14 protein-coding genes and 5 pseudogenes are annotated in these 14,093 nt (G+C 70.4%); 15 read left to right on the top strand and 4 right to left on the bottom strand.

Annotation, left to right across the window (positions count from 1 at the left end):
- From LP418_RS14505 to LP418_RS14520, 4 genes and pseudogenes are all read left to right on the top strand, one after another.
- A pseudogene (locus LP418_RS14505) lies at positions 1 to 1,286 on the top strand (adenylosuccinate synthase).
- A 43-nt stretch (positions 1,287 to 1,329) separates the two neighbouring features.
- Complete coding sequence (purD, locus tag LP418_RS14510; RefSeq protein ID WP_257956811.1) at positions 1,330 to 2,661, top strand: phosphoribosylamine--glycine ligase; 1,332 nt, start codon at positions 1,330 to 1,332, stop codon at positions 2,659 to 2,661.
- Positions 2,658 to 4,076 carry an adenylosuccinate lyase gene (purB, locus tag LP418_RS14515; protein ID WP_257956812.1) on the top strand — a complete coding sequence of 473 codons (1,419 nt, stop codon included), beginning with the start codon at positions 2,658 to 2,660 and terminating at the stop codon, positions 4,074 to 4,076. Before purD ends, purB begins: the two co-directional genes overlap by 4 nt.
- Before the next feature lie 4 nt (positions 4,077 to 4,080).
- On the top strand, positions 4,081 to 4,350 hold the full coding sequence (locus tag LP418_RS14520; RefSeq protein ID WP_257956813.1) for an acylphosphatase: 270 nt from the start codon (positions 4,081 to 4,083) through the stop codon (positions 4,348 to 4,350).
- A 1-nt stretch (position 4,351) separates the two neighbouring features.
- On the opposite strand, the gene LP418_RS14525 is transcribed toward LP418_RS14520, so the two are convergent.
- Positions 4,352 to 4,963, bottom strand: a complete 612-nt coding sequence (locus LP418_RS14525) for an acetate uptake transporter (protein WP_257956814.1) — start codon at positions 4,961 to 4,963, stop codon at positions 4,352 to 4,354.
- A gap of 271 nt (positions 4,964 to 5,234) precedes the next feature.
- Here LP418_RS14525 and LP418_RS14530 point away from each other — a divergent pair, with 271 nt between their 5' ends.
- The 6 genes and pseudogenes from LP418_RS14530 (at position 5,235) to LP418_RS14555 (ending at position 8,812) form a co-directional block, all read left to right on the top strand.
- Positions 5,235 to 5,831, top strand: coding sequence for an RNA polymerase sigma factor (locus tag LP418_RS14530; protein WP_336275996.1), 597 nt, complete (start codon positions 5,235 to 5,237; stop codon positions 5,829 to 5,831).
- Positions 5,828 to 6,880, top strand: a complete 1,053-nt coding sequence (locus LP418_RS14535) for a hypothetical protein (protein ID WP_257956816.1) — start codon at positions 5,828 to 5,830, stop codon at positions 6,878 to 6,880. Before LP418_RS14530 ends, LP418_RS14535 begins: the two co-directional genes overlap by 4 nt.
- Before the next feature lie 99 nt (positions 6,881 to 6,979).
- Positions 6,980 to 7,084 (top strand): annotated as a pseudogene (locus tag LP418_RS14540) (antibiotic biosynthesis monooxygenase); the annotation flags it as partial.
- A gap of 35 nt (positions 7,085 to 7,119) precedes the next feature.
- On the top strand, positions 7,120 to 7,503 hold the full coding sequence (locus LP418_RS14545; RefSeq protein ID WP_257957335.1) for a hypothetical protein: 384 nt from the start codon (positions 7,120 to 7,122) through the stop codon (positions 7,501 to 7,503).
- 10 nt (positions 7,504 to 7,513) lie between these two features.
- Positions 7,514 to 8,366: pseudogene (locus LP418_RS14550) on the top strand (phosphoribosylaminoimidazolesuccinocarboxamide synthase); the annotation flags it as partial.
- Between the two features lie 8 nt (positions 8,367 to 8,374).
- Positions 8,375 to 8,812 (top strand): SRPBCC family protein, encoded by a 438-nt coding sequence (locus LP418_RS14555; RefSeq protein ID WP_257957051.1) that lies wholly within the window; start codon positions 8,375 to 8,377, stop codon positions 8,810 to 8,812.
- Between the two features lie 141 nt (positions 8,813 to 8,953).
- Here the strand turns inward: LP418_RS14555 and LP418_RS14560 are convergent, their stop codons facing one another.
- The 3 genes from LP418_RS14560 to LP418_RS14570 all read right to left on the bottom strand — a co-directional run bounded on the left by LP418_RS14560 (position 8,954) and on the right by LP418_RS14570 (position 10,500).
- Entirely contained in the window at positions 8,954 to 9,376 is a 423-nt protein-coding gene (locus tag LP418_RS14560) for a hypothetical protein (RefSeq protein WP_257956817.1), read from the bottom strand.
- A gap of 68 nt (positions 9,377 to 9,444) precedes the next feature.
- On the bottom strand, positions 9,445 to 9,996 hold the full coding sequence (locus LP418_RS14565; RefSeq protein WP_257956818.1) for a hypothetical protein: 552 nt from the start codon (positions 9,994 to 9,996) through the stop codon (positions 9,445 to 9,447).
- A 12-nt stretch (positions 9,997 to 10,008) separates the two neighbouring features.
- Positions 10,009 to 10,500, bottom strand: coding sequence for a hypothetical protein (locus LP418_RS14570; RefSeq protein ID WP_257956819.1), 492 nt, complete (start codon positions 10,498 to 10,500; stop codon positions 10,009 to 10,011).
- 226 nt (positions 10,501 to 10,726) lie between these two features.
- Between LP418_RS14570 and LP418_RS14575 the strand changes: the two genes are divergently transcribed.
- The 5 genes and pseudogenes from LP418_RS14575 (at position 10,727) to purQ (ending at position 14,083) form a co-directional block, all read left to right on the top strand.
- On the top strand, positions 10,727 to 11,353 hold the full coding sequence (locus LP418_RS14575) for a TetR/AcrR family transcriptional regulator (RefSeq protein ID WP_257956820.1): 627 nt from the start codon (positions 10,727 to 10,729) through the stop codon (positions 11,351 to 11,353).
- Positions 11,354 to 11,363: 10 nt separating this feature from the next.
- Positions 11,364 to 11,681, top strand: a pseudogene (locus LP418_RS14580) (AMP-binding protein); the annotation flags it as partial.
- A 37-nt stretch (positions 11,682 to 11,718) separates the two neighbouring features.
- Positions 11,719 to 12,885, top strand: coding sequence for an AMP-binding protein (locus LP418_RS33510; RefSeq protein WP_442940206.1), 1,167 nt, complete (start codon positions 11,719 to 11,721; stop codon positions 12,883 to 12,885).
- A gap of 291 nt (positions 12,886 to 13,176) precedes the next feature.
- Positions 13,177 to 13,419 (top strand): phosphoribosylformylglycinamidine synthase subunit PurS, encoded by a 243-nt coding sequence (purS, locus tag LP418_RS14595; protein ID WP_257956822.1) that lies wholly within the window; start codon positions 13,177 to 13,179, stop codon positions 13,417 to 13,419.
- Positions 13,416 to 14,083 (top strand): annotated as a pseudogene (gene purQ, locus LP418_RS14600) (phosphoribosylformylglycinamidine synthase subunit PurQ). Before purS ends, purQ begins: the two are co-directional and overlap by 4 nt.
- Positions 14,084 to 14,093: the final 10 nt, after the last annotated feature.

The raw sequence follows: 14,093 nt of genomic DNA on the forward strand, positions 1-14,093 counted from the left end.
ATGCCCGCGATCGTCGTACTCGGTGCCCAATGGGGCGATGAAGGCAAGGGCAAGGCGACCGACCTCCTTGCCACCACGGACACCATCGACTTCGTCGTCCGCACGAGTGGTGGCCACAACGCCGGCCACACGATCGTGGTCAACGGCGAGAAGTTCGCCACCCACCTGCTGCCCAGCGGGATCCTCACGCCCGGCGCCACCAGCGTCATCGCCAACGGCGTCGTGGTCTCGCCGGATGCGCTCTTCCGCGAGCTCGACAGCCTGATCGAGCGTGGCGTCGACGTGGCCGAGCTCAAGGTCAGCGCCAACGCGCACGTCATCGCGAGCTATCACGCGACGATGGACAAGGTGACCGAGCGCTTCCTCGGCAAGAACCAGATCGGCACCACCGGTCGCGGCATCGGGCCGGCCTATGCCGACAAGATCAACCGCGTCGGCGTCCGGATCGCCGACCTCTTCGACGAGAAGATCCTGCGCGAGAAGGTCGAGGCGGCCCTCGACGTGCGCAATCACCTCCTCACGAAGGTCTACAACCGCCGCGCGATCGAGGTCGACGTCGTCGTCGAGGAGCTCCTCTCCTTCGTCGACCGCCTCCGCCCGATGGTCTGCGACACCTCGCTGCTGCTCAACCGCGCCCTCGACGAGGGCAAGACCGTGCTCTTCGAGGGCGCCCAGGCGACCATGCTCGACGTCGACCACGGCACCTACCCGTTCGTGACGTCCTCCAGCCCGATCGCCGGCGGCGTGTGCACCGGCGCAGGCGTCGGCCCCACCCGCATCGACCGGGTGATCGGCGTGATCAAGGCCTACACGACCCGCGTCGGCTCCGGCCCCTTCCCGACCGAGCTCTTCGACCAGGGACGGCATCGAGCTCCAGCGCATCGGCGGCGAGATCGGCGTCTCGACCGGCCGCACGCGTCGCTGTGGTTGGTACGACGCCGTGATCGCTCGCTACTCCGCGCGTCAACGGCCTGACGGAGTTCTTCCTCACCAAGCTCGACGTCCTCGACAGCTGGGAGCGGATCCCGGTCTGCGTGGCCTACGAGATCGACGGCGTGCGCGTCGACGAGATGCCGATGACGCAGACCGAGTTCCACCACGCCAAGCCGATCTACGAGTTCTTCGACGGCTGGCAGGAGGACATCTCCGGCTGCCGTACGTTCGCCGACCTGCCGAAGAACGCGCAGGTCTACGTCCGGGCCCTCGAGGCGATCTCGGGCGCGAAGATCTGGGGCGTCGGCGTCGGTCCGGGGCGCGAGCAGACGCTGGTCGTCCACCCCGACTGACACATCACCGAGTCGGACACGGGCGCCGATAGGATCGACGCCCGTGAAGACTCTCGTGATCGGCACCGGTGGCCGCGAACACGCGCTCGCGCTGGCCCTGTCCCTCGATCCGGGTGTCAGCGAGGTCCACGCGGCCCCCGGCAACCCCGGCATCGCCGCGGTCGCGACCCTGCACGACGTCGACCCGATGGACGGTGCCGCCGTCACCGCCCTCGCCGTCGGGCTCGGCATCGACCTGGTCATCGTCGGCCCCGAGGCCCCGCTCGTCGCCGGGGTGGCCGACCCGCTCCGGGCTGCCGGCATCGCGGTCTACGGCCCGTCGGCCGCCGCCGCTCAGCTCGAGGGTTCCAAGGCGTTCAGCAAGGACGTGATGGCCGCCGCGGGTGTGCCCACGGCCGGCTCCCGCGTCTGCGCCACCCCGGCCGAGGCCGCCGCTGCCCTCGACGAGCTCGGGTCGCCGTACGTCGTGAAGGATGACGCGCTCGCCGCCGGCAAGGGCGTCGTCGTCACCACCGACCGCGACGAGGCGCTGGCGCACGCAGCGTCGTGCGAGCGGGTCGTGATCGAGGAGTTCCTCGATGGTCCCGAGGTCTCGCTCTTCGCGGTCTGCGACGGTCGTACGGCGATCGCGCTGCCGCCCGCACAGGACTTCAAGCGGATCTTCGATGGCGGGCTCGGCGCCAACACCGGCGGCATGGGCTCCTACTCACCGCTCCCGTGGGCACCGCCCGGCCCGGCCGACGACGTGCTCGCGACCGTGGTCCAGCCGACCCTCGACGAGATGAACCGCCGTGGCGCCCCGTTCGTCGGCACGCTCTACGTCGGACTCGCGCTGACCGCGACCGGCCCGCGGGTGATCGAGTTCAACTGCCGCTTCGGCGACCCGGACACCCAGCCGGTGCTCGCGCTGATGACCTCGCCGCTGGGTGAGCTGCTGGCGGCTGCCGCCCGCGGCGACCTGTCGTCAGTGCCCGCTCCGATCTTCGCTGAGGGCGCGTCCGTCACCGTGGTGATGGCGAGCGCCGGCTACCCCGAGTCGTCGTCCAAGGGCGATGTCATCGTCGGCACCGAGACGCTGGCCGAGGAGACCGACGTGGACGTGATCCACGCCGGGACGGCCCGCTCGGACGGGCATCTGGTTTCCGCCGGCGGCCGGGTGCTCGCCGTACGCGCCATCGGCTCCGACATCGCCGACGCCCGCGCGAAGGCCTACGAAGGCATCGCGTCCATCTCGTTCCCCGGCGCCCAGTGGCGCCGCGACATCGCGGCCGAGCCGCTCGGTGTCGTCGAGGGTGCCGCCTTGCTCGAGTCGAGTGATGAAGTGGCTGCATCCACGGTTGGGGATATCACTCGACTCGACCGGGAGATCTCATGACCGTTCCCAACGTCCTCGCGACCCGCTACGCGGCGGCCGACCTCGCCGCCATCTGGAGTCCCGAGCACAAGATCGTGCTCGAGCGCCAGCTCTGGATCGCCGTGCTCAAGGCACAGAAGGACCTCGGCATCGACGTGCCCGACGGCGTGATCGAGGCCTACGAGAAGGTCGTCGACAACGTCGACCTGCGCAGCATCGCCGACCGCGAGCGGATCACCCGGCACGACGTGAAGGCGCGGATCGAGGAGTTCGCCGCGCTCGCCGGGCACGAGCACATCCACAAGGGCATGACGAGCCGCGACCTCACCGAGAACGTCGAGCAGCTGCAGATCAAGCAGTCGCTCGCGCTGCTCCGTGACCGCGCCGTCGCGACGCTGGCCCGCCTCGCGCGGCTCGCGACCGAGCACGAGACCACCGTGATGGCCGGTCGCTCGCACAACGTGGCCGCTCAGGCAACCACCCTCGGCAAGCGGTTCGCGACCATCGCCGACGAGATGCTGATCGGCGTCCAGCGCGTCGAGGAGCTGCTCGCGCGCTACCCGCTGCGCGGCATCAAGGGCCCGATGGGGACCTCGCAGGACATGCTCGACCTGCTCGGAGGTGACGCCACCAAGCTCGCCGACCTCGAGTCCCGGGTCGCCGCACACCTCGGCTTCGACAACGTCCTGACCAGCGTCGGCCGGGTCTACCCGCGCTCGCTCGACTTCGACGTGCTCAGCGCGGTCGTCCAGCTCGTCGCCGGCCCGTCCAACCTCGCGACCACGATCCGGTTGATGGCCGGCATCGAGCTGGTCACCGAGGGCTTCAAGGAGGGCCGGGTCGGCTCGTCCGCGATGCCGCACAAGATGAACACCCGCTCCTGTGAGCGCGTCAACGGCCTCGCCGTCATCACCCGGGGCTACCTCTCGATGGTCGGCGAGCTTGCCGGCGACCAGTGGAACGAGGGCGACGTCTCCTGCTCGGTCGTACGCCGAGTGGCGCTGCCCGACGCGTTCTTCGCCGCCGACGGGCTGTTCCAGACCTTCCTCACCGTCCTCGACGAGTTCGGTGCCTTCCCGGCCGTCATCCAGCGCGAGCTCGACCGCTACCTGCCGTTCCTCGCCACGACCAAGGTGCTGATGTCGGCCGTCCGCAATGGAGTCGGCCGCGAGGTCGCCCACGAGGCGATCAAGGAAGCCGCCGTCGGCGTCGCCCTCGACATGCGCAAGGGCCGGGCCGTCAACGACGTCTTCGACCGGCTGGCCGCCGACTCGCGGCTGGGGCTCACCCGCGACCAGATCGACGCACTCGTCGCCGACCCGATCGAGTTCACCGGCGCTGCCGTGGCGCAGACGCAGGCCGTGGTCGCGCTGGTGGAGGCCGTCGTCGCTCGCCACCCCGACGCTGCGGCGTACGCACCGGGCTCGATCCTCTGACGCCATGAAAGCCGTTCGCGCGACCGTGACCGGACGGGTGCAGGGTGTCTCGTTCCGCTACTACACCGAGGAGCGGGCGCTCGAGCTCGGCGTGACGGGGTGGGTCCGCAACGAGCCCGACGGCTCGGTCGCGCTGCACGCGGAGGGCGACGACCGGGCGGTCGACGCCCTCGTCGAGTGGTGCCGCACCGGCCCCGCCCCGGCGCGGGTCCGCGACGTCGCGGTGCGCGAGGCGACGGAGACCGGTGCGACGATGTTCGAGACGCGCCACTGACTCACGGCACCGGCAGGACGCTGCGCTCCCGGGTGGTGTTGATGATGATCGCCGCCGAGGCATAGAGGGCGACGAGCGCGTCGGCGATGAGTACGTAGCCCGCGAGCTGGCCCGGGCCGGTGCTGGACGTGAAGCTGCCGAGCGCGGCGGCGTAGAACACGACGCACAGCAGCGTGAAGATCACGATGGTCGTGAGGTTGGTGCGCAGGGCCGCGATCAGCATGTACGTCGAGAAGATGGCCCACGCCAACAGGAACATGCCCGTGATGGCGGCCCCGTCCTCGGTCACCATCGGACCGTAGAACTGCACGAGCAGCGCGTAGCTCAGCCAGAACCCGGCGTACGCCGTGAACACCGAGCCGGCGAAGGTCTCGCCACGCGCGAAGTGGATGATGCCGGCGACGATCTCGGTGAGGAAGCCGAGCGCCAGCGCAAGCGACAGCACGGCCGGCGTCGCGGCGGCGTCGATCAGGCCCGACATCACGCTGGCGAGGACCAGCGCGGAGATGCCGAAGCTGGCGAGCCCGAGCGGGAACGGGTCGCCCCAGCCGACGGGAGCGGGCGGGGCGTCGGGCACGGCGACGGGGGTCGGTGAGGTGGCGATCTCGGTCATGGGGGTCCTCCGGGACTGGGCTCGGGCGGCTCGCACCGCCAGTGGAATGGGGGAACCTAACGACGGTCGGAGTCACTGCGGACCCACCGACGGAACGGGCGAGATTCCCCTCCCGGACAGGCTGCGAACGACGCCGCGTGTGCGCGTCGGGCAGGTCAGCCGGCCCGCCAGACCGCCGACGGGCGGGCGTCCGTGCGCGTCGGACAGGATTGACAGAAACTTTTCCGTGGTCCGGTGCAACGATGGAGACGCAGCCGGACATGGGGGAGTCATGGAGCCACGCGAGGAGACGTTCCGCCGGCTCTATGCCGCCCACTTCGACGCCGTCCTCGGCTACGCCCTCCGGCGCACCGATCGGCCCGAGGACGCGGCCGACGTCGTGGCCGAGACGTTCATCGTGGCTCGGCGGCGGATCGGCCACGTGCCCGCCGACGGGTCGCGGCCCCGGCTCTATGCCGTGGCCCGGCGCGTGCTGGCCAACCAGCGTCGCGGTGACCTGCGCCGCCGACGGCTCGGTGAGCGGTTGCGCAGCGACCTCGCGGTCGTCGTGCCGGACGTCAGCGACGACGTCGTCCAGCGCTCGGACGTCAACGACGCGATGGCGCGACTCAGCGCTCGCGACGAGGAGATCCTGCAGCTGCACCTGTGGGAAGGCCTCGAGCCGCGCGAGATCTCCGACGTCCTCGGCCTGTCGCCGGCGATCGTCCGCCCTCGCCTGTCCCGCGCCGGGTCGAGGCTGCGCGCGGTGCTGGGCCACGACTTCGGCCTGCCCGGCAACGATCCGCCCCCCGGCCGGACACATCCCGGGGAAAGCAACCGATCCCGATCCGTGAGGAGGAGCGATGACCAACCCGAAGCTGACCGATGAAGCCGTGGGTCGCCTCCCCGCTCTCCCGCACGCGGGCCGAGCTCCCGGAGGACATCATGGCCACGACTCCCGTCGAGAGCGTTTCCGACCATTCCGTACGCCGACCGCGCCGGCGCGGCACGCTGCTCGCCGTCGGCACGGCGGCCGCCACTGTGGCGGCACTGTTCGCCGTGCCGGCCCTGCTCGGCTCGGGTGACGACCCCGCCGCCGAGGACCCGGGCCGCAGCGCCGAGCAGCAGCTCGCTGCGAAGAACGACTCCTCGACCGCCGCCGAGCAGCCGCCGGCCGCGACCGGCAACAGGATCCTGCTCCCCGGCTGGACGATCAGCTACACCACCGAGAGCGAGACGGAGCGCGAGACCGAGTTCACCCGGGGTGCGCAGTCGGTGTCGGTGCACCAGCGCAACGCCGACGACTACGCGGGCTACCTCGATGACCGCCGCCACATCACCAACCCGCCCACCGACGGTGAGCCGGTCTCCGTCCCGGGCAAGGCAGCCCGGCTGTGGCCCTACTCCGCCGACGACCACGCCGCGCTGGCCGAGGTCGACGGTCCCCGGTACGTCGAGGTGCGCGGCAGCGGCATGGGCAAGACCGCCTTCTCGGGCCTGCTCGAGCAGCTCGCCTACGTCAACGACGAGGAGTACACCGCCGCCCTGCCCGAGACGTTCGTGACCGAGGACCAGCAGTCCGTCGTGCTCGAGATGATGGCCGATATGCCCACTCCTCCGACACAGTACTACCAACGTCCAGACGGTCCCAGCCGCTACCAGCTCGGCGTGAGCGCTGCCGGTTCCGTCGCGTGTGCCCGGCTCGACGAGATTGACCGACGCGACCGCCAAGGAGGCCCCGGGTCGGATCCAGAGGGCGACGGAGGCTCTCTCGACCAGCCGCGACTGGGCGATCCCGGACGAGATGAATGCCGAGGGCGACTACCCCGAGGTGGTGTGGGAGCTCGCCGACCGGGTCCAGCGGAGCGAGGTCCCGGAGGGCTACCGGGCAGCGCTCGGCTGCCCCTGACCGGTGTGTCCGAGATCCCGTCGCCGTGAGTTCGTCGTCGGCGACGGGACCGGCGGACAATGGGGCGCATGTCCGCCCCCGTCACCACCTCCGTCACGCGCCACGTCGACCCGTCGCGGACCAGCGAGATGCTCGCGTGGGTCCGGGCCGGTACGTCGCTGGCTGAGCGCTTCGACGGGTTCCTCGGCAGCGGCTGGGTGCGCCCGTCGGAGGACTCCCCGGAGTGGCACATGCTCTACCGCTTCGCGAACGCCGATGCGCTCGCCGTGTGGGAGGCCAGCCCTGCAGCGCGTGGTGGCTCGAGGCCGCACAGGGCCGGATCGAGGCGACGCGCGTCGAACGCCGTACGGGCATCGAGGGCTGGTTCGACGAGCCGGCCACCGTCGAGTCCCTCAGTGCCGCGGCCCCGTCCGCCCCGCCGCGGTGGAAGCAGATGGTGACGATCTTCCCGGTGTTCTTCCCGCTCAGCTCGGCGGCCAACTACGTCGTGTCGCAGACCATCGCCGACCTCGTCCTGCCGCTGCGGGTGCTGATCTCGGTGCTGGTGATGACCCCGTTGATGACCTATCTCTTCCTGCCGTGGATCACGCGGAAAAATGGCGTGGTGGCTGCACCGTTAGTCTGCTCCCGTGGCCGACTTCAACATCCCTGACGCTCCCGCCATCGCAGGCACCACCCACCTGCACTCCGGCAAGGTCCGCGACCTCTACCGGATCGAGGACGGCGAGCACGCCGGTCGGTTGCTGATGGTCGCGAGCGACCGGTTGTCGGCGTACGACTTCGTCTTCGACGACGGGATCCCCGACAAGGGCGAGATCCTGACGCGGATGTCGCTGTGGTGGTTCGACCAGCTCAAGGGCCTGATCCCCAACCACGTCGTCTCGACCGACGTGCCGGCCGAGGTCGCCGGTCGCGCGGTGATCTGCGAGTCCCTCGAGATGTATCCCGTCGAGTGCGTGGCCCGCGGCTACCTCACCGGCTCCGGCCTGCTCGACTACCGCCGCACGGGCGAGGTCTGCGGCATCGTGCTGCCTGCCGGCCTGCAGGACGGGTCGCGCCTGCCCGAGCCGATCTTCACCCCCGCGACCAAGGCCGCGGTCGGCGACCACGACGAGAACGTCTCCTACGAGGCGGTGGTCGAGACCGTCGGTGACGACGAGGCCGCCGAGCTGCGGATGCTGACCATCGAGGTCTACGAGCACGCCCACGACCTCGCCCGCCAGCGCGGCATCATCCCGGCCGACACCAAGCTCGAGTTCGGTGCCCGCCCCGACGGCACCACCGTGCTCGGCGACGAGGTGCTGACACCCGACTCCAGCCGCTTCTGGCCGGCCGCCGACTGGCAGCCCGGCCGCGCGCAGGCGTCCTACGACAAGCAGATCGTGCGCGACTGGCTGACCTCTGCCGAGTCGGGCTGGGACCGCACCAGCGGCGAGGCCCCGCCGCCGCTACCCACCGAGGTCGTCGAGGCGCACCCGCGCGCGCTACGTCGAGGCCTACGAGCTGCTCACGGGTGAGAAGTTCTGAGCCACCGACGGTTCCGCGCCACGGTCGACTTCGCCGTACGGCGAAGCGTGGCCTTCGACTACCTCGGTGACCCGCGCAACCGGCCGGAGTGGCAGTCCTCCCTGCTCTCCGTGACGCTCGCGGACCGCGACGCCGAACCGCACCTCGGCATGACCTGGCGCGAGACGACCATGGTCGGCGTGCGGCCGCGGCTCGAGATCACCCGCTTCGAGTGGCCGTCGTTCTGGTCCGAGGAGGGTCGCTGGCAGGGCATCGAGGCGAAGCTGGCGCTGGCGTTCGAGGAACGCAGCTCGGGGTGCCGCGTCGTCGCCGAGGGCGAGATCTCGGGTCGTCACGTGTACGCCGCACCCGCGGTCCTCGCCGGCCGGTTGGCCGGCCCCGCGGTCGGCGCCGACCTGCGCAAGGCCGCACGCATCCTCGAGCGGCGCGCCTGAGTCAGGCCCGAGCCCTCCGCATCGGGATGGAGCAGGCGGCACACAGCACCCCGAGCAGGGCCATGACGTGGACGGCGATCCACGCGCCGTGCGGGGTCGTGAGCGGGACCTTTTCCGCGGCGATCGACGCGCAGGCCGGGGTCAGGAGCGCAGCCAGCAGACCGGCAATGGCCGTGCGCCCTCGGGACCCGCGACCTGACAAGGCGTAGCCGCCCGTGAGGCCGATGACGACGACTCCGATGGCGCCGCCGCGAAGCCGTTGGTGATGAGGAGCCGGAAGATCCCGGGATCGAGCAGGGCGGCCGCGAGCAGCACCGGTGATGCCATCAGCCACCGCTGTCGACGGCCGGCGAGGTCCCCGACCAGCCGCAGGTGGGCTGCCCAACCGAGCAGCCCACCGACGGCCGCCCCCGGGAGCAGGAGGAGCGCAAAGGTGCCCAGCCAGTGGAAGCTCGACTCCTCTCCCGCGATCTCGATCATCCAGCCGCGCAGGCTGGCCGCCCGAGCCAGTCCGGCCAGTGCGCCCACCGCGATCGGGCCGCGGGCGCCGGGTTCAGGGCTCATCGCGCCACAGGACCCAGCCGAGCAGCGCGAAGAGCAGGGCCCACGTGCCGAGAGCGAGTCGAGCAGCGTCACCCTCGACGAACAGGGCTGGCATCGTGGGAACGATCAGCCAGGCGCCCCACGACGAGGGGCAGCCACTGCTGCCAGCCGCTCCGGGCGCCGCCGCGGATCGCCGCCACGCCCGCGACGATCATGCCGATGGCGATCATCAGGGTCGCGACGCCGTAGACCGCACCGACGTTGCCTGCGCTGCTCGAGTCGGAGGGCTCGCCGGCCACGCTGATCGCCACGAACTCGTTGACCGTGAGCACCGCCATGCCCGCCATCGCCACGCCACGACCGATACGTCCCCACCTGCTGGGTGGGACGGCACCACACCACCCGAGGGCGAGCAGGCCCGGGAGCATGCCGACGTGGGTGAGCGCGAACATCGTCTGCATGGTCGCGAACTCCCCGCCTGCGCGCAGCGGGTAGGTCCACATGTCCTCGGCGACAACAGGCGTGCGGAGGGCCGGGTAGAGCCCACCGGCCGCGCCGAGGAGGCCTCCGAGGAGGCAGGCCAGTCCGGCCATGCGGGTGCGTGAGGTGGTGCCGTTCGGTGCCAGTGCGGTGGTCGTCATGATCGTTCTCCATCAGTGAGAGTCGGGTGCCACAGGACCCAGCCGAGCAGCGCGAAGAGGAGCACCCAGCCGACCGGGGGCGAGGCGAGCGGCGGTGAAGTCGAGGAAGAGGGCCGGCATGGTCGGCACGAACAACCAGACTCCGAGCACCAGCGGCAACCATCGGCGCCACCCAGTCCACGCGCCGTCACGCGCGGCGGCGATGCCCGCGATGATGAGCCCGACGCCGACCACGATGGTTCCGAGGCCGTAGAGGGCACCCATCGTCCCGGCTGCTGTCGAGTCCACGGTCTGGCGCAGCGGGATGATCGCCAGCACCTCGGTGATCGTGAGTCCGACCATGCCGCTCATCGTGACGACTCGGCCGATCCGGCCGAGCCGTGTGCGGGGGACAGCGCCGCACCACCACAGTGCCATCAGGCCGAGGATCAGGCCGACGTCCTTGACGGCGAAGAAGAGCTGCGTGGTCGCGAACTCTCCGGGCCCTTGCGGATAGCTCCACATCTCCTCGCTGACGACCGGCGTGCGGAGCGCGAGGTAGATCCCGCCGGCTGCGCCGAGGAGACCGGCGACGAGGCACAGCAGTCCTGCCGTGCGGATCCTTTGCGTTGCGTCGACACTGGGGCACTGCGGTGGTGGTCATCTCGATCTCCTTGGGTGTGGACCAGATGACTTGAGTTCTACGCTAGAGTGTCACTCTAGTCAACGCCTTTATTAGGGTTGCCCCCACATGAGCCAGATCAAGAGCTCCCGCCGGGAGAAGGCAGCGGCGACGCGACGCACGATCGTCCGAGCCGCGCATGCGGAGTTCGTGGAGCAGGGCTTCCACGGCGCGACCGTGACGGCGATCGCCAAGCGTGCGGGAGTCGCGCCGCAGACCGTCTACTTCGTCTTCAGCAACAAGTCGGCGCTGATCAGCGCCGCCATCGACACCGCGGTGATGGGGGAGGACGCGCCGACCGAGCCGCAGCTCATGCCGTGGTTCGGAGCGATGCTCGCCGAGCCCGACGCCGCCGAGAGCCTGCGGATCTTCGTGCGCGGCTCCGCCGACATCTTTGCCGGGGCGGCCGGTCTCGCCGAGGTGCTGAGGGCCGCGGCCCTGACGGATGAGGAAGTACGCCGTACGCACCTGTCCCACGAGAGGCTCCGCGAGGAGGGCTTCCGCCGGGTGGTCGACATGCTCGCCGGGAAGGGACCCCTGTGCGACGGGCTGACGCCGAAGGCCGCCACCGACGTCCTCCTCACCGTGCTCGGGGACAGCACCTATCACCTGCTGACCACCGAGCGCGGTTGGTCGCACGAGCAGGTCGTGAACTGGTGGACGGACACCCTCCCGCGCCTGCTCCTCGCTGGGTAGGTTTGCGTACATGCCTTCCCTCGCCTCGCTCCTCGAGAACTCCGCCGCCGCGTATGCCGACCGGGAAGCGGTCGTCCCGGGTGACGTCCGCCTGACCTACGCACAGGTCAACGGCGCGGCCAACCGAGTCGCCAACCTGCTGGTCTCGCGCGGCATCCAGCCGGGGGACAAGGTCGCGATCAGCTGTGCCAACCTGCCCTACTTCCCGATCGTCTACTACGGGATCCTCAAGGCCGGCGCGACCGTCGTCCCGCTCAACATCCTGCTCAAGGGCCGCGAGGTGGCCTACCACCCGGCCGACTCCGAGGCGAAGGCCTACTTCTGCTTCCGGGGCACCCCGGAGCTGCCGATCGGCGCCGAGGGCCATGCCGGCTTCCGAGCAGACGGACGGCTGCGAGCACTTCTTCATGATCACCGTCGACCCGGCCGCCGCGTCGCCGATCGAGGGCGCCGAGACTCTCGGCCGGGGCATGGCCGGCCAGCCGCCGACCTTCGACACGGTGGCGGTCAGCGACGACGACACGGCCGTCATCCTCTACACGTCGGGCACCACCGGTCAGCCCAAGGGCGCCGAGCTGCGCCACCGCAACATGCACTCCAACGCGTTGGCCAGCGACAAGCTCTTCGGCGCCAATGCCGACGACCCCGACACCTTCCTCTGCGTGCTGCCGCTCTTCCACTCCTTCGGCCAGACCGTGATCATGAACGGCGGCTTCGCCTACGGCGGCACGGTCGTCATGCTCCCGCGCTTCGAGGCCGACGCCGCGCTGAAGACGATGGCCAAGGAGAAGGTCACGTTCTTCGCCGGCGTCCCCACGATGTACTGGGGCCTCCTCGGCGCCCTCGACGACTCCGGCGTCGACGTGAAGGAGCTCGCGGCCAACCTCCGCGTCGCGGCGGCCGGCGGCTCGGCCCTCCCGGTGGAGGTCCACAAGGAGTTCGAGCGGCGCTTCGGCGTCACCATCCTCGAGGGCTACGGACTGTCGGAGACCTCCCCCGTGGCCAGCTTCTCGCCGTACGGCGGGGAGGTGCGCGTGGGCTCGATCGGGACCCCGATCCCGGGGGTCGAGATGAAGCTGATCAACCCCGAGCCGGGGGAGTGGGCCGACGCGGACGGCGAGGTCGGCGAGATCGCGATCAAGGGCCCGAACATCATGAAGGGCTACTACAACCGGCCCGACGCGACCGCCGATGCGATCCAGGGACGACTGGTTCCGCTCCGGGGACCTCGGCCGCAAGGACGACGACGGCTACTACTACATCGTCGACCGGTCCAAGGACATGATCATCCGTGGCGGCTTCAACGTGTATCCGCGCGAGATCGAGGAAGTCCTGCTCACGCACCCGGGTGTCAGCCCGGCCGCGGTGATCGGCGTGCCGCACGAGAGCCACGGCGAGGAGATCAAGGCCGTCGTCATCCGCAACAAGGAGGTCGAGCTGACCGAGGACGAGCTCATCGCCCTGGGGCAAGGAGCAGATGGCGGGCTACAAGTACCCCCGCATCGTCGAGTTCGTTGACGAGCTGCCGATGACCGCGACCGGCAAGATCCTCAAGCGCGAGCTCTCGTGAGACCTCTCCTCATGGTCTCGGGCGGCCTGCTCCCCGGTGGTCGGCGGCGTCTGGACCTTCCGGGGGTCTGGGCTACCTCGAGGGCAGCTCCATGACCGGTGTCGACACGTGGGCCATGATCGGCCCGATCGTGGCCGGGCTCGGCGTGGCGCTGGTGATCGTGGCGGCGCGCCGCCGCGAGTGACCGCCGATCCGGGTCGTCGGGGGCGCCGATAGGATCGCCACTGCAAACCCCCGACGCCCGGGAGCGCCCGTGGCCCGTTACGTGGTCGATGTCATGCCCAAGCCCGAGATCCTCGACCCCCGGGGCAAGGCGGTGCTCGGTGCGCTGCCGCGCCTCGGCTTCGCCGGTGTCGTCGAGGTCCGCCGGGGCAAGCGCTTCGAGGTGGAGATCGAGGGCGACGCGACCCCCGAGTCGCTCGCCGAGGTCCAGCAGATGGCCGAGACGCTGTTGTCCAACCCGGTGATCGAGGACTTCGAGGTCCACACCGCATGAAGGTCGGCGTCGTCACCTTCCCCGGCTCGCTCGACGACGTCGACGCGCGTCGCGCCGTCCGCTTCGGCGGCCACGAGGCCGTCGCACTGTGGCACGGCGACCACGACCTCCGGGGCGTCGACGCGGTCGTGCTGCCCGGTGGTTTCTCGTACGGCGACTACCTCCGCTGCGGCGCCATCTCGCGCTTCGCCCCGGTGATGACCGAGGTGATCGAGGCGGCAGGCAAGGGCATGCCGGTGCTCGGGATCTGCAACGGCTTCCAGATCCTCTGCGAGTCGCACCTGCTGCCGGGCGCTGATCCGCAACGACCACCGCAAGTTCAACTGCATCGACCAGCGCCTGCGCATCGAGAACACCTCGACGCCGTGGACCAACGCCTACGCGCCCGGCGCCGAGGTGACGATCGTGCTCAAGAACGGTGAGGGCGGCTATGTCGCCGACGAGGCCACCCTCGACATGCTCGAGGGCGAGGGACGCGTCGTCGCGCGCTACCTCGACGACAACCCCAACGGCTCCCTGCGCGACATCGCCGGCATCACCAACGAGCGCGGCAACGTGGTCGGCCTGATGCCGCACCCCCGAGCACGCCGTCGAGGACCTGTGCGGTCCCGGCACCGACGGGCTGGGGTTCTTCACCTCGCTGGCCGCCGCCGCTTTCGCATGAGCTCCCTGAC

Source organism: Nocardioides sp. B-3, assembly GCF_024703895.1.
Classification (GTDB): Bacteria; Actinomycetota; Actinomycetes; order Propionibacteriales; family Nocardioidaceae; genus Nocardioides.

Coding starts and splice junctions, on each gene's coding strand:
- purB (WP_257956812.1), top strand. CDS start 2,658: ATGACCGTTCCCAACGTCCTCGCGACCCGCTACGCGGCGGCCGACCTC.
- LP418_RS33510 (WP_442940206.1), top strand. CDS start 11,719: ATGCCGGCTTCCGAGCAGACGGACGGCTGCGAGCACTTCTTCATGATC.
- LP418_RS14520 (WP_257956813.1), top strand. CDS start 4,081: ATGAAAGCCGTTCGCGCGACCGTGACCGGACGGGTGCAGGGTGTCTCG.
- LP418_RS14570 (WP_257956819.1), bottom strand. CDS start 10,500: ATGTGGAGCTATCCGCAAGGGCCCGGAGAGTTCGCGACCACGCAGCTC.
- LP418_RS14560 (WP_257956817.1), bottom strand. CDS start 9,376: ATGAGCCCTGAACCCGGCGCCCGCGGCCCGATCGCGGTGGGCGCACTG.
- LP418_RS14575 (WP_257956820.1), top strand. CDS start 10,727: ATGAGCCAGATCAAGAGCTCCCGCCGGGAGAAGGCAGCGGCGACGCGA.
- LP418_RS14525 (WP_257956814.1), bottom strand. CDS start 4,963: ATGACCGAGATCGCCACCTCACCGACCCCCGTCGCCGTGCCCGACGCC.
- LP418_RS14535 (WP_257956816.1), top strand. CDS start 5,828: ATGAAGCCGTGGGTCGCCTCCCCGCTCTCCCGCACGCGGGCCGAGCTC.
- LP418_RS14530 (WP_336275996.1), top strand. CDS start 5,235: ATGGAGCCACGCGAGGAGACGTTCCGCCGGCTCTATGCCGCCCACTTC.
- LP418_RS14565 (WP_257956818.1), bottom strand. CDS start 9,996: ATGACGACCACCGCACTGGCACCGAACGGCACCACCTCACGCACCCGC.